The organism is Caballeronia sp. A2-2 (assembly GCF_057612605.2).
The window spans coordinates 262,066-284,746 of record NZ_CM173618.1; the positions used below are offsets into that span (position 1 = coordinate 262,066).

The 22,681-nt window shown below is 57.4% G+C and carries 21 protein-coding genes and 2 pseudogenes; 12 read left to right on the plus strand and 11 right to left on the minus strand.

Annotated features, from left to right (window positions below; genetic code table 11):
• Positions 1 to 11: 11 nt before the first annotated feature.
• Both ACZCWR_RS24790 and ACZCWR_RS24795 read right to left on the minus strand, forming a co-directional pair.
• Positions 12 to 1,409 (minus strand): MFS transporter, encoded by a 1,398-nt coding sequence (locus ACZCWR_RS24790; RefSeq protein WP_487305689.1) that lies wholly within the window; start codon positions 1,407 to 1,409, stop codon positions 12 to 14.
• 34 nt (positions 1,410 to 1,443) lie between these two features.
• Positions 1,444 to 2,175 (minus strand): enoyl-CoA hydratase/isomerase family protein, encoded by a 732-nt coding sequence (locus tag ACZCWR_RS24795; RefSeq protein WP_487305690.1) that lies wholly within the window; start codon positions 2,173 to 2,175, stop codon positions 1,444 to 1,446.
• A gap of 57 nt (positions 2,176 to 2,232) precedes the next feature.
• On the opposite strand from ACZCWR_RS24795, the gene ACZCWR_RS24800 reads away from it, so the two are divergent.
• The 6 genes from ACZCWR_RS24800 to ACZCWR_RS24825 all read left to right on the plus strand — a co-directional run bounded on the left by ACZCWR_RS24800 (position 2,233) and on the right by ACZCWR_RS24825 (position 5,993).
• Complete coding sequence (locus ACZCWR_RS24800; protein WP_487305691.1) at positions 2,233 to 3,003, plus strand: GntR family transcriptional regulator; 771 nt, start codon at positions 2,233 to 2,235, stop codon at positions 3,001 to 3,003.
• A gap of 532 nt (positions 3,004 to 3,535) precedes the next feature.
• Entirely contained in the window at positions 3,536 to 4,105 is a 570-nt protein-coding gene (locus ACZCWR_RS24805) for a TetR/AcrR family transcriptional regulator (protein WP_487305692.1), read from the plus strand.
• A gap of 104 nt (positions 4,106 to 4,209) precedes the next feature.
• The gene (locus ACZCWR_RS24810; protein ID WP_487305693.1) at positions 4,210 to 4,473 is read left to right on the plus strand and encodes a hypothetical protein; all 264 of its coding nucleotides are present in this window, start codon (positions 4,210 to 4,212) and stop codon (positions 4,471 to 4,473) included.
• Between the two features lie 76 nt (positions 4,474 to 4,549).
• Entirely contained in the window at positions 4,550 to 4,855 is a 306-nt protein-coding gene (locus tag ACZCWR_RS24815) for a DUF4148 domain-containing protein (protein WP_487305694.1), read from the plus strand.
• 233 nt (positions 4,856 to 5,088) lie between these two features.
• Positions 5,089 to 5,514, plus strand: coding sequence for an organic hydroperoxide resistance protein (locus ACZCWR_RS24820; RefSeq protein ID WP_487305695.1), 426 nt, complete (start codon positions 5,089 to 5,091; stop codon positions 5,512 to 5,514).
• On the plus strand, positions 5,514 to 5,993 hold the full coding sequence (locus tag ACZCWR_RS24825; RefSeq protein WP_487305696.1) for a zinc ribbon domain-containing protein: 480 nt from the start codon (positions 5,514 to 5,516) through the stop codon (positions 5,991 to 5,993). The genes ACZCWR_RS24820 and ACZCWR_RS24825 overlap by 1 nt, the downstream gene beginning before the upstream one ends.
• Here the strand turns inward: ACZCWR_RS24825 and ACZCWR_RS24830 are convergent.
• On the minus strand, positions 5,914 to 6,336 hold the full coding sequence (locus ACZCWR_RS24830; protein WP_487305697.1) for an EAL domain-containing protein: 423 nt from the start codon (positions 6,334 to 6,336) through the stop codon (positions 5,914 to 5,916). The two genes, ACZCWR_RS24825 and ACZCWR_RS24830, sit on opposite strands and share 80 nt — an antisense overlap.
• Positions 6,337 to 6,437: 101 nt before the next feature.
• Here ACZCWR_RS24830 and ACZCWR_RS24835 point away from each other — a divergent pair, with 101 nt between their 5' ends.
• Entirely contained in the window at positions 6,438 to 7,544 is a 1,107-nt protein-coding gene (locus tag ACZCWR_RS24835; RefSeq protein WP_487305698.1) for an IS5 family transposase, read from the plus strand.
• Between the two features lie 129 nt (positions 7,545 to 7,673).
• Here ACZCWR_RS24835 and ACZCWR_RS24840 read toward each other — a convergent pair whose 3' ends face one another.
• Positions 7,674 to 8,603 carry a putative bifunctional diguanylate cyclase/phosphodiesterase gene (locus ACZCWR_RS24840; protein ID WP_487305699.1) on the minus strand — a complete coding sequence of 310 codons (930 nt, stop codon included), beginning with the start codon at positions 8,601 to 8,603 and terminating at the stop codon, positions 7,674 to 7,676.
• 779 nt (positions 8,604 to 9,382) lie between these two features.
• The gene (locus tag ACZCWR_RS24845) at positions 9,383 to 10,429 is read right to left on the minus strand and encodes an alpha/beta hydrolase (RefSeq protein ID WP_487305700.1); all 1,047 of its coding nucleotides are present in this window, start codon (positions 10,427 to 10,429) and stop codon (positions 9,383 to 9,385) included.
• A 312-nt stretch (positions 10,430 to 10,741) separates the two neighbouring features.
• Between ACZCWR_RS24845 and ACZCWR_RS24850 the strand changes: the two are divergent.
• The 4 genes and pseudogenes from ACZCWR_RS24850 to ACZCWR_RS24865 all read left to right on the plus strand — a co-directional run.
• A pseudogene (locus ACZCWR_RS24850) lies at positions 10,742 to 10,852 on the plus strand (LysR family transcriptional regulator); the annotation flags it as partial.
• Between the two features lie 165 nt (positions 10,853 to 11,017).
• Entirely contained in the window at positions 11,018 to 11,668 is a 651-nt protein-coding gene (locus ACZCWR_RS24855; protein WP_487306138.1) for a substrate binding domain-containing protein, read from the plus strand.
• Between the two features lie 379 nt (positions 11,669 to 12,047).
• Positions 12,048 to 13,643: an EAL domain-containing protein gene (locus ACZCWR_RS24860; RefSeq protein ID WP_487305701.1), complete on the plus strand. Its 1,596-nt coding sequence runs from the start codon at positions 12,048 to 12,050 to the stop codon at positions 13,641 to 13,643.
• A gap of 124 nt (positions 13,644 to 13,767) precedes the next feature.
• Positions 13,768 to 15,303 carry a methyl-accepting chemotaxis protein gene (locus ACZCWR_RS24865; protein ID WP_487305702.1) on the plus strand — a complete coding sequence of 512 codons (1,536 nt, stop codon included), beginning with the start codon at positions 13,768 to 13,770 and terminating at the stop codon, positions 15,301 to 15,303.
• 264 nt (positions 15,304 to 15,567) lie between these two features.
• Here ACZCWR_RS24865 and ACZCWR_RS24870 read toward each other — a convergent pair whose 3' ends face one another.
• The 5 genes and pseudogenes from ACZCWR_RS24870 to ACZCWR_RS24890 form a co-directional block, all read right to left on the minus strand.
• Positions 15,568 to 15,990 carry a VOC family protein gene (locus tag ACZCWR_RS24870; protein WP_487305703.1) on the minus strand — a complete coding sequence of 141 codons (423 nt, stop codon included), beginning with the start codon at positions 15,988 to 15,990 and terminating at the stop codon, positions 15,568 to 15,570.
• Positions 15,991 to 16,067: 77 nt separating this feature from the next.
• Positions 16,068 to 16,753, minus strand: a pseudogene (locus tag ACZCWR_RS24875) (SDR family NAD(P)-dependent oxidoreductase).
• Between the two features lie 590 nt (positions 16,754 to 17,343).
• Entirely contained in the window at positions 17,344 to 18,348 is a 1,005-nt protein-coding gene (locus tag ACZCWR_RS24880; RefSeq protein WP_487305704.1) for an SDR family NAD(P)-dependent oxidoreductase, read from the minus strand.
• 51 nt (positions 18,349 to 18,399) lie between these two features.
• Positions 18,400 to 19,239, minus strand: a complete 840-nt coding sequence (locus ACZCWR_RS24885) for an alpha/beta fold hydrolase (RefSeq protein WP_487305705.1) — start codon at positions 19,237 to 19,239, stop codon at positions 18,400 to 18,402.
• Between the two features lie 103 nt (positions 19,240 to 19,342).
• A complete protein-coding gene (locus ACZCWR_RS24890) occupies positions 19,343 to 20,404 on the minus strand; it encodes an aldo/keto reductase (RefSeq protein WP_487305706.1) in 1,062 nt (353 codons plus the stop codon).
• A gap of 279 nt (positions 20,405 to 20,683) precedes the next feature.
• On the opposite strand from ACZCWR_RS24890, the gene ACZCWR_RS24895 reads away from it, so the two are divergent.
• Positions 20,684 to 21,577: an AraC family transcriptional regulator gene (locus ACZCWR_RS24895; RefSeq protein WP_487305707.1), complete on the plus strand. Its 894-nt coding sequence runs from the start codon at positions 20,684 to 20,686 to the stop codon at positions 21,575 to 21,577.
• 125 nt (positions 21,578 to 21,702) lie between these two features.
• On the opposite strand, the gene ACZCWR_RS24900 is transcribed toward ACZCWR_RS24895, so the two are convergent.
• Positions 21,703 to 22,593, minus strand: a complete 891-nt coding sequence (locus tag ACZCWR_RS24900; RefSeq protein WP_487305708.1) for a hypothetical protein — start codon at positions 22,591 to 22,593, stop codon at positions 21,703 to 21,705.
• Between the last annotated feature and the right edge of the window lie 88 nt (positions 22,594 to 22,681).

The window sequence follows — 22,681 nt, forward strand, 5'->3', positions numbered from 1 at the left end:
CCTGAGTTCGGTTATTTCGAAGGCGATGCGTGCGCCGGCCGTACTTCGGGGGCATCCTGCAGATTGGGGGAATCGGGCTGGAGGTCTTCGAGGCGTTCGCCGGTCGGCTCGACGCCGAGCCACGCGACCACGACGATCTGAATGGCGAGCAAGCTGATCATCAACGCCAGCACGCCTACAACGCCATGTTGCGCGAACAGCGCCACCACAATGAACGGCGTGACGATAGTCGCGCCGCGCCCGAGCGTGTTGCAGATGCCCGAGGCGCGCAGCCGCACGGGCGTCGGAAAGAGTTCCGGCACATAGACCGCGAACAGAAGCGCAACGAGCACGTAGATGGGAATGGTGAGCAAAAGGCCGATGACGGGCAGCAGCATCGGGCTCGAAACGAACGGATAGATCGCCCCGAAGACGATGGCCGCGAGCGACGCCCCGATGATGGTCGGCTTGCGCCCCCACGCATCCGCCGTCAGTGCGCCGATGCCGCTGCCGATGGGCGCGCCGAGCGACATCACGAGCGCGAAGCCGAACGACTTCGCGATGCTCATGCCCTGATGCACGAAGAAAGTCGGCAGCCACGTGATGAAGCCGTACAGCAACGTATTGATGACCACGAGCGTCACGCAGCCGACGATCATGCGCGGCAGCATCGCACCGGAAAACAGCGCGCCGAACGACATGGGCGCTGCCTTCGATGCCTTCGCCACGAGCGGCGGCGGCAGCGGTTCGCCGCCGCGCGATTGCGTCACCTCCGCCTCGATGCGCAGCATGATCGCCTCCGCTTCGTCGTTGCGTCCGACCGATTCCAGCCAGCGTGGCGACTCGGGCAAGGACTTGCGCGCATACCAGACGCCAAGCGCGCCGAGACCACCGACGACGAACATCGCGCGCCAGCCGAGCGAAGGAATCAGCAGCAGGCCGATCAGACCCGCGACTGGCAAACCGGACACGACGAACACCGCCATCAGCCCTTGCAGCTTGCCGCGCTTCGTCGGCGGCACGAACTCCGTCAGCGTCGAATAGCCGACGACGTTCTCCGCGCCGAGGCCCAGACCCATCACGAAGCGGCACGCGATCAGCACCGCCATGTTCGGCGCGAACGCCGCGCCGAGCGATGCGAGCCCGAAGATCGCGAGATTGGCCTGATACGTGAAGCGCCGCCCGAAACGGTCACCGAGAAAGCCCGTGCCTAGCGAGCCGAGCATCATGCCGAGAAAGGTCAGCGACACGAACAAGGCGTTCTGCGCGAGCGTGGAAAAGCCGCTTTGCAGCGTCGCGCCGAGCACGGTCGATGCGACATAGATATCGAAGCCGTCGAAGAACATGCCGATGCCGATCAGCCACATGATGCGGCGATGAAACGGCGACATCGGCAAACGATCCAGTCTCGGGCCTGCGTTGACGTACATGGTTGTCTCCTCCTTGTCGTCTCGTCGTTCCGTCTCAGCGGCCTTGCATCAGGCGCAGGGAACTGACGGTCAGCATGTCGGTGGCGGTGCGGAAGTTGTCTTCGACGCGGCTTTCCCGCGCAGCCTGGAAAAATGCCTTGCAATGGCGCGCACCGGTGTCGTCGAGCGCGAGGATGCGCCGGGTCAATGCATCGGCGTGCGCCGCGAGCGCGTCGCGTTCGCAGACGCGGGTGATGAGCCCCGCCTGCAGGGCATCAGCCGGCGTGATGGCATCGCCGAACAACACCATCGGAAAGAGCACCTTGGGCAGCGCATAGTCGCCCGCGTACGCCATGATCGCGGCGGGCGGCAAGCCCTTGCGCATTTCCGGAAACGCCAGCGATGCAGTTGATGCAACCAGCGTGAAATCGCACAGCATCGCAAGCCCGAGGCCGAAGCCCATTGCATCGCCCTGCACCTGCGCGATCGAGATGAGCGACGTGTTGCGCACGAGCCGCTTCATCTCGATGAGCCGCGCGACCTCCTTGCGGATCGATACGGCATCCGTGCCCGCGCGCTCGCGCCCGAGGCAGAACGTGTCGCCCGTCGCGCGAATGCTGAGCACGCGCGCGGTCGGCTCCAGGGCTTCGGCGCGCAGCGCGGCGGACATGGCATCGAACATGGCGGCGGATATTTCATTGCCGCATTCGGGACGATTCAGCGTGAAGGTCATCACGCCGTCCGTTCTGTCGATCAAAACAGGTTGTGGCAGCGAATCTCGATCCATGGTCTCTCCTCCTGTATAATCTGTATACAGCGTATTCACAAGGGTATCGAGGTGTCAATGGCTGCTGCAAAAACCGCTCGACTGAAAGGAGAACTCCGTGCAGCAGGACGCGCGGCCGCTAGCACGCCCACCCTCGCGGACATCGCGGGGCGTTATCACGCCAGGCTGCGCGCGGTGGAGACTTCGGGCGATTCCCTGAGCGAAGGCGTCGTGGTGCCCGCATTGCGCGAGGCGATCGTGGAAGGCGTGCTGACGCCGGGAAGCCGTCTGTCGGAAGTGCAGGTCGCGAAGCAGTTGAATGTGAGCCGCACGCCCATGCGTGAGGCGTTCGCGCAGCTGGAACGTGAAGGGCTGGTGACTATCGTGCCGCGCGTGGGCGCATACGTTCGCGCCGTGACCGCGAGGGACGTCGAGGAAATCTACACGGTGCGGGCCGCGCTCGAATGTCTCGCCGTGCAGCTTGCATCGGAGCGCATCACGCCGCTTGGCACCGCGCAACTCGATGACGTCATCGCCGACATGCAGCGGAGCGTCGATGCGGACAATCCGTCCGCCTACGTGGACGGGCTCGACCGCTATTACGCGATCGTCATGACGATCGCGGACAACCGCACCTTGCAGGCTAATCACGCCGCGCTGATTGGTCCCGTGCGGCGCTTGCGTCGCATCGCGATGGCGCGTGGCGGGCGCATGCGGACCTCCTTCGACACGGCGAAGAAAATACGGGACGCAATTGTCGCGCGATCGCCTGACGTACAAACCCTCATGCGCGACCAACTGCGTGGGGCATGCGATGCCGCGCTCGAAGTTCTTAGCTGCACGAGCTAACTCTCATGAGGCAGCCGTGATTGTCTGCGAGATCCGGCCTCGCTAGCTGCTCTTAATCCGCGTCGCAAAGTCTTCGCTGATTACTGCATGAAATGCTCATCGTTCGCTTTGGGTGGCCACAGCCTTCAGCGCTAGCGTTGCGTGGTCGATGGCCTCGAAACAACTTCTGGCGACAGTCGTCACGAAGATGATCGCTTAGTACCTGCAGTAACGATCTTGACGGGGCACCGACGATCCAAGCAGTCGAAAACTCGCGTGCGACGACCTCTTACCGCGGGGCCGGCCCTGTCGTCGCATATGGCTGCCGTGTCGGCGCACGGTATCGGCATCGTTACCACCCTTCAGCGGGTAAGCTCAGATGGACGTCGACCACGCTCTGCAATCTCGGCCGGCTTCGCTTCATGCTTCTGCCTCCTCGCGCCGGCCCACGCTTCGCAGCCGTGAGCTGTCGATTTGCTCACGCGGCCGCACATCCCAGTCGGGCATTGAATAGTGCTTGACAATCTATCTACCGATAGGTACATTACTGCTCATGGACACGACAACATCACCGGTACGCGAGAAACTCCTCAGCCACGCGATCACATTGATGATGCTGCGCGGCTACAGCGGATTCAGTTATCGCGATCTTTCCGCTCTGGTCGGCGTGAAGACATCCAGCATTCATTATCACTTCCCGTCCAAGGATGATTTGGTTCTGGAAGCCGTCGGCGAGTACAGCAGCACGGTGATGGCGTCGGTCTACGGCATTGACCCTGGGCTGGCGGCCAACGTCAAGCTTGATCGCTATGCGAAGATGGTAGGCAAAACGCTTGGCGATGGTGAGCAGATTTGCTTATGCGGAATGCTGGCGGCTGACCTCGGTTCGCTGCCGGAGAAGATTGGCGACGCGGTGCAGTCGTTTTTTAAAGCGAACGAGAAGTGGCTCTCAGGGGTGCTAGCGCAAGGTGCGGAGGAAGGAACGCTAGTAGTTAATGGCAGTGCAGACCTTGCAGCAAGGGTGTTGTTTGCAAGCTTCCAGGGCGCCATTCTTGCCAGTCGCTTGTTCAACACCAAGGCGCGGCTGGATGACGTCCCGCGCATGTATAAAGTTTCAACGTAACGAGATTAAAAGGCGGACAGTCCGCCTTTTAATTGGCGGGGATGTCTATCTATGGATAGGTAGTTTAACAACTTGCTGTGTCGACAGATACTTTGGAGAAAGTCATGAAGAACAAGCTCATCGCGTCGCTGCTGGCCGTTTCGGTCGTCTCGGCTGCTGCCCCGGCATTTGCAAGTGGCTTTGGCCCGGCGCCGTCTTATAACCCTGCCACCGGTGCACCTGCCTCGCAAGGCGGCCCCAGCGTGCTGAGCCTCAATTCCCAAGCGCAGGCCTCGGCCAATGCGTATGGGGGCAGCACCGAAGGGCGTGCAGACAGTGGCGCCCGAGCGGCGGCCCACAGTTCAGCAACCGTATTCGCACATCACTAAGCTCAGTGCCCCTGACGCATTTAGACCAAAGCAACAGCAGCACCGCTCTATTAACCGAACTCGAAGGACAATGATCATGAAATCGCTCATCAATGCCGTTGCCGTCGCTGTCGCACTCGCCGCTCCGGTGGCCTCGTTCGCCCAATCCAATGACCATCTCACGCGTGCGCAGGTGCGCACCGAACTGACTCAGTTGGAGAATGCAGGCTATCGCGTCGGCGACGGAGATCAGGCCAGCTACCCCACTCAGATCCAAGCGGCCGTTGCGCGGGTTTCGATGCCGACGACAACCGGCTTTGGCGGTGCGAGTACTGGTTCATCGGCCGCAGGCGCACGCATGGTCGCAGCGATCGACGCACGCTCGGTGTACGCCGGTCACTAATGATTCGCGCTCAAGGAGCCTGACAGGCATGAACTCCAAGCTCACCGCGGCGTTGCTTTTTGCAGGCGCCAACCTACTCGCAACCTTGCTGGTCACGCTAACGGCGTTGTTGGCAGCGCCTGCGTTTGCCAGCAGTGGCTTGTGAAAAATCCTCACTATTTATTCGGCTCTCTACCTATAAATAGGTAGAGCGCTACGAACCGAAGCGTATCACTCCACTTAAGCGAGCTCATATGTCGATCGAAAAAGTCCTTTACCGCGCCCATGCCCATGCAACCGGCGGCCGCGATGGCCGAGCCACCGTTGCCGAAGGCAATCTGGATTTCAAGCTGACCACGCCTCGCCAATTGGGCGGAGCAGGAGGGGAAGGCGCCAATCCGGAGCAGCTCTTCGCGGCGGGCTACAGCGCATGCTTTCTAGGCGCCATGAAATTCGTTGCTGCTCGCGACAAAGTGAACCTGCCTGCGGACATCGCGGTCGACGGCAGTGTAGGCATTGGCGCAATCCCGAACGGCTTCGGGATCGAAGTCGAACTAGAGATCACCCTGCCCGGTATGGACCGTGACGCCGCACAGTCACTCGTCAACAAAGCGCACATCGTCTGCCCGTACTCCAACGCCACGCGCGGCAACATCGACGTCGCGCTGACTTTGGTTTAATGCGCTTTGCTCTGCCGCATCAGGCGCGAGCCTGGTGCAATCGAAGCGAAACTCAGGGACCTCAAGAGCGCTTCGGCATCACATGCAGAAAAGTCATTGCCGCGTACTCGTCACAGGCTGATTCGGCTTGCGGCTACGTGGATAAGAACAACCGCACCGAACAGGCGAAGTTTAAGTGCCTGTGGTGCGGGCACCGTCGGCACGCAGATGTCAATGCGGCGCGTAACCTGATTCAGAGACGTTCTCTGGATAACACAGGTACGAGCCGGGCGTCTCGCGATGCGTTTCCTTGGCGCGATGGTAAGCCAGCACGTCGCGCGATAGAACAGACGTCGGGGAAGGTCTGCCGACCCGAGATTGTCCAATCCGTACTTCCGGTCCTGGGCAGCCTCGGTGAGGTCAATTGGACCCTACGGGTGAAGCATTTTCCACACGAAGTTCCGAATACCCTTTGCAACAATGTTCACCGTCCTCGGTAAACATTTGTTTCGTTTCGGCTGCGCTAATCGCGCGACTAAACAAGAAGCCTTGGCCTTGGCCGCAACCGAGAGCGCGCAGCCGAGCCTCTTCCGCTGTGCCTTCAATGCCTTCCGCGGTAATGGTGAGCCCAAGCCCGGTACCCAGCCCCACGAGCGCAGCAACGATCTCCGCGCTCTCGCGCTCATCCTGCATGCTCTGCACGAAGCTGCGATCGATTTTGATCTTGTCCAGCTTGAAATTTCGAAGATGGTAGAGGCTTGAATACCCTGTCCCGAAGTCGTCAAGGGCGATCGAGACTCCGGCATCGCGTAGCATACCGAGAACACGTTGTGCAGCGTTCATGTCGCGCACTAACAGCCTGTTGAAATACCCTCCTCCCAGGTCATCCGCGCACAAGGCAGAAACGTTGATCTAAACAATCGAACGACACAGAGACCAAAGCGATGCGCGGCCCCGACGGCTATACCGAATCGATGTTCACGATGTCCAGACTGGACGATTTCGTTCCGGCCAATCATCCGCTGCGACCCATTCGCCTGTGGCTGAACGAGGCGCTCACGCGCATGGACGCGGTGTTTTCGCGCATGTACGAGAGCGAGGCCAAGGGCGGTCGGCCGAGCATCGCGCCGGAGAAACTGATACGCGCGCTGTTGTTGCAGGTGCTGTATTCGTTTCGCAGCGAGCGCATGCTGATGGAGCAAATCTCCTACAACATGCTGTTTCGATGGTTCGTCGGACTGGCGATGGACGATGCGGTCTGGGACCACTCCACCTTCAGCAAGAACCGCGACCGGCTGATGATCCACGATGTCATGGTCAGCCTGTTCAACGAAACGGTCGAGACGGCGCGCGTGCGAGGTCACCTGTCGGGCGAGCACTTCAGCGTCGACGGGACGCTCATTCAGGCGTGGGCGGGACACAAGAGCTTCGTGCCCAAGACGAAACAGGATGACGATTCGCCGCCTGAGGGCGGAGGCGGCTCGCAGGAGAACTGGCGCGGCGAGAAACGCAGCAACGACACGCATGAATCCAGCACGGACAATCAGGCACGACTGTTCCGCAAGAGTCGTGGCACGGGCGCGGTGCTTTGCTACATGGGTCACGTGCTGACCGATAACCGGCATGGTCTCGTGGTCAACGCGCAGGTCACGCAAGCCAACGGCACGGCCGAACGCGACGCGGCCGCGCAGATGCTTGCCGATGCTGCGCAATGTGCCGGTACGACCATCACGGTCGGTGCTGACAAGAACTACGATACGGCGGGCTTCGTGGCGACGTGCCGCGCGAACAACGTGACACCGCACGTGGCGCAAAACGATGCCCGCGCGGGCGGTTCCGCGATTGACGCTCGAACCACGCGATGGCCCGGCTATGCAATGAGTCAGTGCAAACGCAAATGCATCGAGCAGGTGTTCGGATGGGGCAAGACCGTCGGCCGGATTCGGCAGGCGATGTATCGAGGCCTGGAGCGAGTCGACCAACTCTTTCTGCTGACTCAGGCGGCGTACAACTTGACGCGCATGCGAACGCTTGCTGCTCGGGCAGCTTGAAAGCGTGGGCGAGAAGCAAAGCGGCATTGGCAGCAGATAAATCCAAGGAAAGTCGGCGTCAATTCATTTGGGACACCGCATCGTGCTAGCTCTTACGAATAAACGAGCGCGCGTTCATTAGAGGATATTTCAACGGCCTGCTAATGCACTTTCGGTGATTTCGACTTTGAGCCGTCTAGGCGATAGACCGTTTTCTGCGAGCAAAGCGAGCAGGCGCTGTCCTCGATCCGTATCACGCAACTCGACCGGCGAGAGGTTGAAAGACAGGCGGACGTGTCCCGGCCAAGCCAGCGCTGCCTTGCACGCCGCGCTCAACAAGTGGTCGGAAAGTTTTGTAATAAGGCCGGTATCCTCTGCGATTGCGACGAAACGCTCTGGCGCTACCTCGCCCAGCGTTGCGTGCCTCCAGCGCGCCAAAGCCTCAAAGGCAATGACGTTACCTGTCTGAAGGTCGACGATCGGCTGGAAGTATGGCTCGATCTCACAATTGCCCAGCGCTTGCCTGAACTCGCGCTCGAGTTCATCACGCTCGCGGATCTGCTTATCTAAGGCCTCGTCAAAGAAGCGCAAGCGTGATTGCCCAGCTGCCTTCGCCTTATAGAGGGCCACGTCCGCCCGGCGCAGAGTCTCATCCGGGGTGGCACCGTGAAACGGAAGAAGGCATATACCGATCCCGGCGCTCAGACGCTGCTCGATGCCTGCGGTTGTTGAAGGCCCGGCAAGCGCCTCCAGCACCCGCAATGCCAAGCCGGTTGCGCTTTCGCTGCTTGCCAATTGCATCGCGACAATCACAAACTCGTCACCGCCAATGCGGGCGACCATGTCGCCGTCGCGAACGGCGGAGAGCAGTCTTCGTGCAGCTGTCATCAATGCTTGGTCGCCTGCGCTATGACCGAACACGTCATTTATCCGCTTGAACCCATTCAGGTCAATCGCCATGACAGCGTGAATCGCCCCGGCCGCGGGCGGCGAGGCAACCGCCACTGATAGGTGTTCGGTCAGACAGCGTCGATTCGGTAACCCCGTAAGCGCGTCGTGGAAGGCCATCTCGTGCAACATTGCCTGAGCCTCAATGCGCGCAGTAGCCTCCAGTCTTTGTGCTCGTACGCGGCGCCAGGCGAACCACAGTAGCCCAACGCTGAGAACCATGCCGAGTATAGGAACTTCATCCGGCTCAATGCCTTGCGCCCTCGGTCCCGCCCCATCAGCTACGAAGACGTCAACCTGCAGCAAGACATAAGCAGTAACGAGTAAGGCCCCAAGGATCAGCCCGAAGTCCTGGAGGGTTAGCCTATGGCGCATCATGAATTTAAGTATTGTCTGCAAGGGCTTTTTTCAGTGAGTCGCCTACCCTCTTCTGAATGGGTCGGACGTTTTCGGCCGGTGACGGACATCCCTACGTCTGTCGACCCTAGTTACGGCACTATCTGGAAAAAATGAAGGATGTCGCTGCGGCCTCCGCTCACCTCCGCAGGTGAAAGCCGATATGGCACGCTCAGCCGCTGGCGTCCCGCGAGATCGCCGGCAAGATTCGGCGCGTCAACGACTAGCCTATCGTAGGCTGCGAAGTCGGAGTGATTCGCGCCTGCACCCTGCTAACCTGCGTCCAGCAGAAGCGAACCCGGGTTCATGAGGCCGCGCTTTTATCACAGGTGGCATGCCACTGATGTCACAAGAGACAGCGAAAAAAGCCAAATCGGCCACGCGCTGGAAAAGCTAGACCTCCTCGTGAGGATGTCAGGATCTTGAAAGACCAGCTCATTGGGCAATCGGGCGCGGACGCCCATCACGCGCCGCCCCGATCCTGTCAGATCCGCCTAGCTTGGTGCTTCAAGAACTTATCTCGACAGATGGTCGTGAAGTTCCTTCGTAATAACGTCCAGCGCGGCATCGGTTGAGGGAACCGTCTTCAAAGCGTTGAGAAGCACAAAATCATGGATCGTTCCGTTGAAGCGAATCGCCGCAGTTGGGACACCAGCTGCTTTAAGCTTTCGCGCATATGCCTCGCCCTCGTCTCGCAAGGGATCGTTCTCCGCTGTTACGACTAGCGCAGGCGGCAAGCCCTTCAATTCGTTCACGCTCGCGCGCAGCGGTGACACGTAAGGACTGCTCCTCGTAGCCTCGTCGGGTGCATAAAGGTCCCAACCATACTTCATGAAATCGCGTGCCAAGAAACGGCCCGACCCGAACTCCTTATAGGATGCCGTGTCCACGCTTGCGTCGGTGGCCGGAATCAAGAGGGCCTGATAACTGATCTTCGGCCCCCCCTTATCCTTCGCCATCAATGCAAGCGCGGCCGCCATGTTGCCCCCGACGGAGTTCCCCGCCACAGCGATTCGACTTCCGTCAGCGCCAAACTCCGACGCATGCTGGGCAACCCATTGCAGCGCTGCATACGACTCGTTCAGTTGCGTCGGATATTTAGCTTGCGGCAGTGGCGTGTATTCAACAAAAACGCCGATCTGTCCCGACCCTACGACGATGTCACGAAGGAGGCGTTCGTGGTTCGTAAAGTTTCCGACGATCCAAACTCCACCATGAATAAAGAGCACAACGCCGGGCTTATGCGCGGGTCGCGTCGGCTTCATCACATAGAGCTTGACTGGTCTACCATCAACCGTGATCGCGGTTTCCGTCGTCGCAACTCCGGACATATCGACTTTGGTCTGCTTCTGAAGTCCGGACAAAATGTCTTGCGGCTTGGGCTGCGGCAGTTCCCAAAACGGGCGGCTATCTTTATTTATTTCTGCAAGAAAAGCCCTCACCTGGGGATCGATACGTTCGTCTTGTGTCGGATCAGTCGACTGTGTGCTTTGCGCACCAGCTCCCGAGGCAACCGCCGATAGAGTTATGCCGCACAATGCGCTCAAGAACGTCTTTTTCATAGGGTTTCGATAGTCTAGTTTTCGATACGCAGGCCTTGCTCCCTGTGCCTTGAGAGGACAGTGCTCGCTGGCCTGCCGGTGCGCCGAGGTATGGCGCCGACGATCTTAGCGGAGGCCACCTCCTCAAAATGCACTATTCGCTCGCAACCTTAGTTGCATAAAACGCACGGTCGCCCCTAGGCTGTGTGGAACGCAGCACACAAATGACCTATTATTCGAGCCGACGATCTGTTATGTGACACCCTTTCAACCTGGCAATAGGCAATGAAGCAGCATAAGAGAGCACCGCTCGAATCGGGTTTGCTCCATGCGATGGGGATCTTTGCGAACGTGTCCGCGTGCGGCAGCTTCGCGACCGCGGCATCGCAGGTGCAACTCGCGCCATCGCAGATATCAAGGACGATCACCGAACTCGAGTCGCGGCTTAACTGTAAGTTGCTTCATCGGAACTCGCGACGGCTGGTTCTGACTGCGGCTGGTAAGCGCTACCTTGAAAGGTGTCGGGCAGTACTTGATCTAGTGGACGACGCGGAAAGAGAAGCCAGCAGTCTCGCCGGCCGGCCCGTCGGTGACCTACGCGTCGCGAGCATGGACGGCCTTGGAAGACGGTACGTTCAACCAGTTCTCGGTAGCTATGCGTTGCAGTACCCAGACGTATCCATCGAATACATTACCCGCCAAAAGCCAGCAGATATCGTCGCCGAAGAAATCGACTGCAGCGTTTTCTGCGCTATTGCGCTGCCTTCGTCCGCTTTGATCGCTCGGACAGTTGGAGAAGTGTCTGCAGTACTCGCTGCAAGCCCAGCATATCTGGCACGATACGGGATTCCGCTCACCCCAACCGATCTTTTATCACACTCTTGTCTAACCCTTTCGACCAATCCTTTTGAAGGGTGGCCGCTACGCTCCGGCGTTTTGAGTCAGACCGTAAATGTCCGCTCATCTTTTTCGGCCGACTCGCCGGAGGTTGTGAAGGCAGCGACGATTCAGGGGCTGGGCATAAGTCTGCTGCCGGTCTACACAGCGATCGATAGCTTCATTTCCGGCGAACTTGTTCCCGTCCTCAAGGGCTGGAGCACACAGAGCGTCCCAGTGTTCGCAGTCGTTTCATCTCGGAAGCTTTTACCAGCATCGACTAGAGCGCTGGTTAACCTCCTTTGCCAATGTGTACCTTCTGCCGTGATTAGGGATGAAAAAAGGATGAAGCAAATCCACGCTACCACTGAAGCGCTTCGCTGATTAAATCCTGACTGATATGTCAACCTAACAGGCGCACCAAAGAAGTCGAGGTTTGTAAGCTTTCACGCATTCGTGAAAGGTTGACCAATCGTTGGTTCTACTACTTTAATGACCAAGACTAAAGAAGTCGGAGCATCCGCCGTAAAGGACTAGACACTGCGACGGTAGCCAGTCATCTACCATCCAGTCCGAGGCACCGACGACACACAGAACGACTCCGATCAGCCATGTGACCACTTAGGGTTTGAATCAGCGCTACCAGGAAGCCCACACCTATCTGAATTTCTATGATGTTATTTGCTCATCGAACGGCTTGCGAACACGCAGATCGCCTGATGTAACGTCTAACCGTGGGCGCCACCGCCCGTGAGATTAATGAATGAAGCACCGTGCAGTATTGGCCCTTGCAATCATTGGGGCTGCAGCAGCGACCTTGCTCCCGACGGCCGCCGGCGTTCTAGTAGCTGAGCGTCAGGCAGAGATCCGTGAGCGATCCCAGATTCAGCGGTTCGGTGACGCTGCAATAAGCCGCATCTCTGTCGTCGTCGATCAAGCTTATCAAGCAGTCGACGAAATGAACAAATCTGATGAACTTCGTTGTTCAACAGTTCACCTTTCCACGATACGCAGACTCGCTTCGGCTTACCGATACCTGCATGATGCCGGTGTCTACGACGAGCACGGCTACATGTGCTCGGCGGTGCTCGGCGTCAGGACGATTGGCGAGTTGCCCATGCCAACGCCAGACATCGTGAAGGCAGATGGAACCGAGCTCTGGCTAAATGCCCCAAGTCCTCTGAAGGGACGACGCCGGGTGATCCTCGGGAGAAATGGATATTTTGTCGCGATGGACACTGATAGTCTGGTCGATACGATAGACCTTTCGATGCGGCGCTTTGCGGCTGTAAGTACCATCAATCAGACCGTTCTTTCGAGTTCTCTTGGGGTCAATGGCGGCGAAGCGGCTTCCGCAGTGGCCGCTTTTCTACACGGCCAAAACACACAAGACCGTTATGTAGTGAAGCTATCCAATGACCTTCCGCTCGCCATCGCTGTCACGGTTCCTAGGCTGACTACTGCCGAAAGCCTGCGAACGCTTCTCTCTGCATGGGTCGTTTGTGGCGCGGCAGTCGGCGTTGCTTTAGCTTTCGCAGTCTCACACTTGATCACCCGACGATTTTCGCTGGAAAACGAATTGAGCCGTGCGATTAAGAAAGGGGAGCTCGAAGTTCACTATCAGCCAATCGTCCATCTTGTCACCAAGTCATGGGTGGGAGTCGAAGCTCTTGTCCGATGGCGTCACCGGGGGGAACTCATCGCCCCGGATCTCTTTATCCCACTCGCAGAATCTAGCGGTCAGATCCAGGACATCACGGATGAGGTCCTAAAAATCGTTGTACTCGAGATGCGCTCGCTACTCGAACGAAACCCTAGATTCTATGTTTCGATTAATGTAAGCGCCCGGGACCTTCAAAGTCACCGCTTTCTTGACGGTCTTGAAACGCGCCTCTCAGAAACATCCATCGACCCTCGACAGATCTGCATCGAATTGACTGAGCGTGAGCTATTGGACGATAAGCTCTCGGAGAATGTCATACGTGATCTTCGTGCCGCCGGCCACCCCGTGTATATCGACGATTTCGGAACAGGCTATTCGAGCCTTGCATATCTCCAAAAGTTTGCGGTAGACGCTCTGAAAATCGACAAAACGTTCGTTGACACTATCGGCCATCGGGCAGTAACTAGCGACGTGACACCTCACATCGTCTCAATGGCGGCAGCACTGAACGCAAAAATCGTCGCGGAAGGTGTCGAATCGATCTCACAAGCCGAATATTTAAGCGCGATCGGCGTGACGACAGCGCAGGGGTGGTTGTTCTCGAAGGCGCTCACCGCTGACGAATTGGTCCGTCAAATAGAAACCGCTGGGCGGTGTTCGGCCTGTCCGCCAACTCTGCCAGCAACGAGATCTTGAGCGCAGGAATTTTCTGACGCGCAATGGAATAACGCTGACCTCTGAAGTTGCGCAGCACTGGTTAAGCGATCTACAGAGCGCTAGTCCGCGACACGCGGGATATACAAACTTACCGGCGGTAAAAATGAACAAGTCGATCTCAATACGGACAATGATAACGTCTGTTTTGGCAACTATGGCCCTCTTCCTTCTCCTGATTGGCGCCATGGCAGTGCTTGCAGTCCGAGATAGTGATGCCAAGCTCTCCGAGGCATCCGACAATGTCCCGACTGTGATCGCGGTTCTTTCTCAGCAGGAAGCACTGGCACGCGCGCGACTGAAGCTTGACCGTTCGCTGACCGTGGGCAACAACGCGTCGGAACTTTTGCAATCGGCAGAAAGCATGATCAACGAGTCCGACGCTGCGTGGTCCCAGTATTTGTCATACAGCGCTGGCGCAGAAGAGAAGGCGCTGGCTCGTGAAGTCGGCAGAACGAGAGAAAGGCTGATCTCGGAAGGTTTGCGGCCGCTTATGGACGCGCTGCGTCGCGGAAACGGCGAGTCGGCAGCAAGGTTGGCTTACGAAACGATTCCTAACTTCTACGTTACTTTCAGCGAGAAGACAGCGGATTTGACTGCCTTCCAGGTCAGAGACTCTGCCGCACTGGGGGCTCGTGCACAGTCTCAAGAACGGAACCTTATTTTGGCTGCTTCAGCGCTTCTGCTGATTGCACTTCTGAGTGCTGCCTTTGGCTGGCGGCAGCTTGCAAGGGCGATATCCTGGCCGCTGTCTAACGCGACGAGTTATCTCAAAGCCATCGAGCGCGGGGACTTGACAGGTGACATTGTGGTATCGCGTCAGGACGAACTTGGCGCTCTGCTGCTGGCACTGCGTAACATGCAGCAGGGTTTGCGAACCACCGTGACAGGCGTAACGGTCGGAGCCGAAGAAGTTGCAGAAGTAGCCACCGAAATGGCCTTGGGGAACAGTGACCTGGCCAGGCGTACATCGGAACAAGCAGCGTCATTGGAGCAAACAGCAGCCAGTATGGAACAGCTCTCAAGTACCGTAACCCAGAACGCATCGAACGCCCGCGAAGCCAGTAGACTCGCCAACCTGGGCAGCGAAACAGCGGGACTGGGCGCCGACGCCCTTATTCTTCTTTCCGCAACTATGAACGAGCTTAAAAACGGCTCGGGCGAGATCGCCGAGATAACTTCGCTCATAGAAGGCATCGCTTTTCAAACGAACATACTGGCTCTGAATGCAGCCGTCGAGGCAGCTAGAGCTGGGGACCAAGGGCGCGGTTTTGCCGTCGTCGCGGGGGAGGTTCGCGCACTAGCTCAGAAGTCAGGGACGGCCGCGCGGGAGATCAAGGAGCTGATAGACACATCTCTTTTTAAGGTGAACGCGGGTGCGCAACAGGCGCTCGAAGCAAGAGACAAGATGGACCATACCGTGAAGGCTATTTCCGAGGTCTCCCATTTGCTGCAGGAAATTGCCCATGCTTCGAGCGAACAGGCTCAAGGTGTGGAGCAAGTCACTGCAGCGGTCTCGCACATGGACGAGGTGACTCAGCGAAATGCCGCCCTAGTCGAGAAGGCCGCTGCGGCAGCTAACAGCATGGACGAACGCGCGATCAAGATGCGAACTTTAGTCGGAAGTTTCCGGACATCATGATGTGGTTAAGGGAGGTCTCGCCGGTTCTGCGCTGACGTTCGCCGCCGTCCGTCGACGATGGTGGAGATGAACCAGGCGCAGCAGGGGCGCAGTCTCGCAACCGTCCCTCACCTGCCCGCGCAAACCCGACTGACATCGCTGTCGCGAGTGGTCAGTCGGGGGCGGCGGACCGACATCGGTTCTGCGCTTACCACAGCTGAGGTTATTAAGAGATGTAGCCGACGACGAGAGCTGCGCCAAAATGCGCTTTCTGCCACTCTTCGGTTAGGCATGCGCGTCATTAAATTGCAGCAGCTCGATGAAGTTTCCTTCAGGATCTTGAAGATAGGCGAAGCGAACACCGGGCCGATTAGCATTCCTCGGTGTAGACACGGACGTTGCGCCAGAAGCGACCGCTTGCTGGAACACTTTTTCTAAGTCGCTTACTTCCAAAGCCCAAGAGAAGTAGCCTTGCCGACGAGCAGCCTCGCCCAATTCAACACGCGGAGGTGCGATTGAACGCGCGCATGCGACCAGTTCGATTTCTACGCCAGCGTGGTTGCGAAGGATCGATAGATGAGTCTCTATCTCCGGCATGACGAGATCGACAACTTCTTCGACAAAGCCAAATGCAGACGCATAGAATACCCGCTGCTTCGCGAGATCTCCCACAGACAACGCAATGTGCCGAAATCCGAAATCTGGCATTATATTTAACCCACTTTACTCATTCGGTAAGCCCACCATGATTGGAGAAACTGCGCCAAGCTTCGCACCGATCGTACTCAGCGTGCCGTATAGCCCCCATCCACGGGAAGCGCCGTTCCCGTAACAAAACTCGACTTGTCAGAACATAGCCACACCACCGCTTCAGCAATCTCATCCGGCTGAGCAATACGGCCAATCGGATGTGCACCGATTCGCGCTGCCATCACCTCGGGAGAACGACCAGTGGCAACTAGCGGCGTCGCAACCAAGCCGGCAGCGATTGCGTCACCCGAATGCCAACTGATCCGTAGTCAAGCGCAGCGGTTTTTGTTAGCCCAATCACACCGTGCTTGGCTGCCGTATAGCCTGAGAAGCCTGGCACACCAACTAGGCCTGCTCCCGACGCGAGATTGACGATGGAGCCGAAGCCCTGAAGTGTCATCTGTTCGAGTTCATACTTCATCGACACAAAGGTGCCACGCAAGTCAATGGCTACGATGCGGTCGAAAGTCTTAGTGGCATAGTCCGCTGTGGGACGAACGTCATCTCCACCGCTCACCCCGGCACTGTTGACTCCGAAATCAAGACGTCCGGTATCATAGGTCGCGACGCTCACAGCGTTACGGACGGATTTCTCATCGGAAACGTCGCAGACGACCGCACGCGCGGTACCGCCCGACGCGCCGATGGTCGCAACAACTTCCTGCAGCGTCTCCATTGTCCTACCGGCCAACGTAACTGCGCACCCTCGCTCGGCCAGCATGATGGCTGAAGCACGACCAATTCCAGTACCCCGCCAGTTATAAGTGCGGTTCTTCCGGTGAATTCGTTCCTCATAGTCTTTTCATTCCCTTGGAGCTGGTAAATGTCCAACAGCTGATACAGCACTTCAACCAGGGCAGTGTTAATTTATGGCCAGTCGCTTCAGCCAAAGACGCAGCACCCTCACCGCCTGATGCCGAAGAACAGCAATCGATGCGATGATCACGCGACAACTGGTCACCCTAATGACATCGTCTGGATGCGTTGAAGCACCGACGGGCATGTGCCCGCCGGCGAATTAAGGTCGCTCAACTCATTAACGAGATGACTGACGTCCAGAGTACTTGGGCCATTCCCACCACGTGTTTCGTCCTGTTTGGGGTATCGCTTACCAGCTAGACCAATGGATAGTAACGACACTGCAACAGACATCGCTAGATCGCAACGCAGAGCTCGCTCGCCTCTTCGTGCGGTGACTGCACGTGGTTCCTCGAAAGCCAACCTATGCACGAAGCGTCGCAGTTGCTACGAGTTGCGCACTATCATCATCAGCCATCGATCGGGAGCAATTGCACGCCGCCAACGCCCACACTAAATGGAGACGGCGGTGAGCTCCTCGCTTCTACGCCAAAGCTCTTCAGCGGCTTTGGGGTCCACCGCATACGCTTGAACACCAGTACCGCGATTGGCGCGATCTTCCGATAGATTTGCAGCATTGTTCTCGGGAAGAACAGGCGTGATATCGCAATCCGCGCAGAAAACGCCGCCCTTACCTTCGAGCTGCGGGCTAACCGCACACCACACATGGGTAGCCGCGCCCTGCGGTACCGATTTCAAGTCACGGGCAAGATCAATAACCGGCCGGCCATTCGAATCAACGAACCCAGTCTTTTTCAGCACATCAACTCCGACATGCGTGCCTAGGTTTGTTCCGGCGATACCGCCTGGATGGAGAGCAAACGCACGAATGCCATCGCCCTCGCCTCGCCGGTCGAGGCCAACCGCAAAGAGAATATTGGCTGTCTTCGACTGCCCATAGGCTTTGAAAGCGTCGTAGTCACGACGCTCGAAATTAATGTCATCGAAAACAACCGGTGAGAAGCGGTGCCCTGCGGACGAGACCGATACGACTCGCGCGCCACCGGCTCGCTTGAGCGCCTGCCAAAGTCGGATAGCCAGCCGGAAATGACCCAGATGGTTGGTCGAAAACTGAAGCTCATTGCCTTGCGCATCGCGCTTCAGTTGTGGCAGCGCCATGATACCTGCGTTGTTGACAAGTAGATGAAGCGGCAAACCTGTTTCAACGAAGTCGCGCGCAAAGTCGTCGGTCGACCGGGGATCGGTGAGGTCCATTGCTTGAACTTCCATGCCCCCGCCCACTTCCGCGATGTTTTTGCGTGCGCGTTCAACGTCACGGGCGGGGACAATCACTCTCGCGCCCGCTGAGGCAAGCGTCCGCGCTGTTTCAAGCCCGAGGCCTGAGTAACCTCCAGTGACGATCGCTACCTTACCGACAAGGTCGACGCCCTTGATGACGTCGACCGTCGTGGACGCGCGGTCAAAGCCCGAACCGATGGGTGATTGTGCGGTACTCATGGTACATCTCCTTTTGCTAAAAAACAAAATCTCGGTGGTTTGGTTGCAGTACTACTGATGGCATGCCGCTAGAAAACCGAGTAACGCGGCATTCGTCTTATCCGGCGCCTCAAGTTGAGGCCAGTGACCAACGTCCGGCAGAGCCATGAACCCTCGTAAGTCCGTAAGGCCATGCTTTAATGAATCTGGCGTGACGCGGAGTAACGTGTTGAGACCGTCCACTGCACCAAACAGAAAGAATGACGGAATCTGGATTTTGAGGCCGGCAAAGGCCGACGTCAGGTTTAAAGAGGATTCCAGTGCACGGTAATAATTGAGCGGACGGTGAAATCCGTTGCGCTCAAATTGACTGACCATCACCGCAAAATCCACGGGATCGACGAAGCTTGGTCTTTCACATGGTGCCGGCCGAAGCCGACCGCGGTCGATGTCCATCGGATACCAACGCTTGTCTTTCGAAGCCTCCGCCGACGACCAGTAGAAAGCTGCTGGAAGCGTTTTGCGCGCGTCAGCCCACGCAAGGTCTGCCTCCGTCTGCATCTGCTGCAACTTATAGAAATCGTGCTGGTGGCTTCTCCACAAATCCGCTAGAAAGTTTTCGCGCCCAAATTCAAATGGAGGCACACTCAAGCCGAATACAGCGCTAAATCGGTCGGGCCTTATCATTGCAGCGGTCCATGCGGCAAGCGCGCCGAAGTCATGGCCGACAATTGTCGACGTTTCGCAATTCAACGCATCCAAAACAACGAGAAGATCACCGACTATATTAAGCGCCGTATAGTCAAATATGTCCTCCGGACCCGAGCTTTTACCGTAACCGCGGGTATCAAGGCGATCGCACGATAGCCCGCATTGCAAACGGCTTCCATCTGGCGTCGCCAATTTCTCCAAGTGCCAGGGAATCCATGGCAAAAAAGCACCGCTGGACCTTTGCCGCACTCAACAACATGCAGAGATATACCATTTTTGGCGATATGGTGTTCCTTCAAGCCCTTCAAACTCGGTTGTAAGACGGCACCGTTCGTCCATCAATAGTCATACCTGAAAACGCCAGCATTGGAGCCAGCCTCTCATTGTTTTCTGCCGGGAAGTTCAGCTTTGGCTTGGAGACCAAGCTTAGTTTGCTAATTTGCTCGGCAGACAACGTTACTTCGAGCGAATCGAGATTTGCTCTTAATTGATCAAGTCGCCTGGCACCGATCAGGGTGGATGTGACGGCGGCCTGTGAATGGACCCAGGCCAGCGCAACCGATGCGGGGCTGACTCCGAGCTCCGAGGCTACCTCTACGACGGCTTCGATGACGTCATAGTCCGTTTCGCCCGGGACGCCCACCAAGCTCGTACGCTTTGTATCGACTTCGCCTGTGCCGACACGTCGGAACTTCCCAGTTAAGAAACCACTCTTAAGTGGCGACCACGGCATAACACCCATTCCCATAGCTTGCGCCATCGGAAACAGTTCACCTTCGCTGGTCCTTTCGAGCAGCGAATACTCGAGCTGAAGTGCGATAATCGGTGTCCAGCCGCGGAAGTGAGCTGTGATCTGCGCCTCGGCCGTTTTCCACGCAGGTATGTCTGAAAATCCGACGTAACGTATCTTGCCTGCCGTGACGAGATCGTCCAGACCGCGCATCGTTTCCTCAATCGGCACTGTCCGATCCCAGTTATGTAGCCAGTAAATGTCGATGTAGTCCGTCTGCAGCCGATTCAAAGAAGCTTCACACTGCTGGACGAGAGCCTTACGTCCCGCGCCGCCACCGTTTGGATCGCCCGAAAATAGGTTGCAATAGAACTTGGTGCTCAGCACAATTTCGTCGCGCCGGACCTTGTTCTGCTTGAGGTAGTCGCCGATGATCCGCTCCGAATGACCGGCGGTATAAATATTGGCCGTATCCACGAAATTCCCGCCGCGGCTTCGATATTCGTCGAGCATGGAAAATGACACGTCGGCACTTGCGCCCCAACCAAAGTCTTCGCCGAACGTCATGGTTCCGAGGCAATACGGACTCACGCGCAAGCCCGAACGTCCGAGCGTGACATAGTGATTGAGACACATAGATTTCTCCTGTTCAGACAGACATATCAGTCAATGCGGTTACGGTGAGCCATTCGCCCATCGCCGTGCTCGGCGATCAAGCCTGCGCGCCGATAAAACGAGGGATAGGCACGTCGAATCTCCAGGACGCATCGCCTCTTTGCATGGTAGGCTGACCGTCGTGTACGAAGAAGATGTGTCCGTTCGAATTTTATGCGCGAGAGTTCAATCTTGTTGGCTGACCCTCTATCCGACTTGTTACATTTCCTTCAAGCCCGTTGCGACTTGTCAGGTCGGGTCGTGGCTGGCGGCACTTGGGCGCGCCGCTTCGCGAATCTGGACGCCATCAAATTCTGCGCCGTCACTGAGGGGCACTGCTGGTACTCCATTGATGGCATGTTAGAGCCGGTCAAGGTGGACGCGGGCGATGTTCTGATCACCAATGGCACGCGTACTCTGACACTCGCAAGTGCGGCTCCCCTGATCCGAGGAGCGACGACTACGCGCATCGTGCGAGGTAGTGACAATCAATTCCAGATCGGCCAAGGCCGCGATTTTGCAATGCTCGGCGGCACGGTGCAAGTTGACGCTGACCGGCAGTCGTTACTCTTAAATGGCTTGCCACCAGTCATTCATGTGCGGGGATCCATTGACGAAGCAGAGCCGCTTGCTTGGTTGGTCAAACAGCTGGTGATTGAAATGGAAGGCGCGGGTCCTGGCAGTACTATCGTTGTACAGGGACTAGCGCAACTTTTATTCGTCAAGACACTACGAGCCTATTTGGCGCATACCTCAAACGGCGACGGAGGCTGGTTAAAAGGATTTGGTGACCAACGGTTAGCCGTAGTGCTGAGTAGCATTCATGGCGAACCGTCCCATAACTGGGGCTTGGAAGAACTTGCGAAAAGAGCTGGGATGTCCAGAACCTCGCTTGCAGTGCGGTTCCGCGAGATAATGGGCGTACCACCGCTCGCATATTTGACCCAATGGCGGATGTATTTGGCGAAACGCGAGCTTCGGGCCGGGGCTTCAATTTCCGAGGCTGCGGCAACAGTTGGATACACTTCCGAAAGTGCATTCAGCAACGCGTTCAAACGCGTGATGGACGTTGCGCCCGGCCAATATAGGAAAGCGGTGCTGGGAGATGGCGTGCCGCCGCCAATAAACAGCAACGCAGGTGCTCCTGAACTCTGAAAAACGCGGGACCAAGCAACTGCTCCGCTTAATGCCAGCAGCGTTGGTGGCCGCTGTCATTAGCGGTTCCCTCGCGACACCCTAACAGCTGAACACGATTTAAGTGGCGGCGATCTCTTCACCAATCAAGTCAGTAAGGCTTGAAACGACTTTCTCATTTCGACAAGCCGCTCGCTGGTTCCCTTCGGAGCCTCTTGCGTGCTCCAGATGGTTGCCCAGTGGAGAGTCACGAAGCTTGTTGTCGATTCCAGAACCTGCGCAGAGGTAGCCAGCGCGATGAGATACCCGTCGACCCGGCCCATATCGACCAATCTGCGGAGCTTTTGCCCATTTTGATTGCAAAATGCGGCGGCAGTGCGCCGACCAATTTCAAGTAACTCGCCGGTTGTGCGGCAAACTCGCAACTGTTCCACTGGAACAAGGTCCTCGATATTCAACGCAACGACTCCGTGATACTTCGACTTGGCAATCTGGCTCGCGCCTTTAGCTAACGTACGCTCAAGATTCTTTTCCGAGTAGATTTTTTTACACGCGATCGAATATGGCCACAGGTCAAAGTCGGCGATGAGGTCTGGCTCTTCGAGTCGTACCGTTGTGCCCTGAAGGGACAAGCGATGATAGAGTTCGAGTTCCCAAAACAGGTCCTTCCCGGTCGACCTCTCAACGCTTCCTAAGACGAAAGGCTTGGCATGCATACGGTACAACGTCTGATGAGCCGCAGGATTTTCCAGAGCGTGCAGCACCGAGGCCGTGATCCTATGTGCATGGCCAGCTTGCACAACGGCGAGGGGATCGATCTGATCACGATTTCGAGTCTTCCAATCTCGCACGAACCTCTCGGTGTGTTTGAACAGACGCCCCATCGCGCTGCCACCGTCTATCCGCCACCCTCTTTCGGCAAACTCGGACTCAACACGGTTCATCCGGGCCACGACGTCGTCGTAACTGAACTTGCTGTATGGCTCCGGATTCAATCTGGCCTGGACAGTATTTAATTCGCGTTCTACGTGCGCCATGTGATGGTCCTTGAAGTGGATATTGGCTCAAATTGCGCACTCGCATCATACGGTGTTTCCAGCCGGTCGCGTTTAGCGGGAGCGAAGC